Origin of the sequence: Halorubrum sp. Atlit-26R (genome assembly GCF_003666015.1) — an archaeon.
Classification (GTDB): domain Archaea; phylum Halobacteriota; class Halobacteria; order Halobacteriales; family Haloferacaceae; genus Halorubrum.
In genome coordinates, this window is record NZ_QPLT01000224.1 from 1 (window position 1) to 708 (window position 708).

1 pseudogene is annotated in these 708 nt (G+C 57.2%); it reads right to left on the reverse strand.

The window, feature by feature from the left end:
• Positions 1-428: pseudogene (locus tag DVK07_RS22965) on the reverse strand (phage tail tape measure protein); the annotation flags it as partial.
• Positions 429-708: the final 280 nt, after the last annotated feature.

Consider the following 708-nt stretch of genomic DNA (forward strand, 5'->3'; position numbering starts at 1 on the left):
CTCTGCCCAGCGTCACCTAATTCTTCGTTTATTTTCTCCGTATCAGCAGCCGACAAGGTGAAATAACTCTCGCCTATCTCCTGTTGAGCCCCTTGCCCGCCCTGAATCGATTCAGCGATCCCCGGGATTCGCTCGATCTGATCACGAAGCCACGAGATTTTGTCACCGATCCAGTCGAAGACGTTGCCGGTGATGTCTCTGATACCTCCCCAATTTTCTCTCCATGCGTAGTACAGCTGACCGAGTGGGCCGAGCAGCGCCAGCAGCCAGTACGGTGCCTCTTGAAGCCAGCTTTTGACCGTTGACATCGCATTGGTGGTGGTGTCCCTGATCCCGTAGGCATTCTCTGTCCATGCTCGGTACGCGGCGTAGGCGGCCCCTGAAAGGGATGCGAGTGCAGCTACTATAAGATATAGGGGTGCTGTCACCGGACCTAATGCAATTTGCGTTGTAAGAGCCGCCCCAGCGAGTCCGAGTAGACTGGTCTGCCCGACTGCTGACGCCGGGATGAGCGTGGTGAGGAGACTAGTTGCGTATCCGGAAGTCACCGCGCCTAGTGTTCCGAGAGCGCCTGAAGCAGTCCCCGCTGCGCCATACAGGGCAGTTGTCGAGGTGACTAGAGTTCCCATCCCCCAGATGAGGGGAGGGATGGTGACGCCGAGTGCACCAGCAGCGAGCACCACTTTTTGCTGACCCTCAGAAAGATTC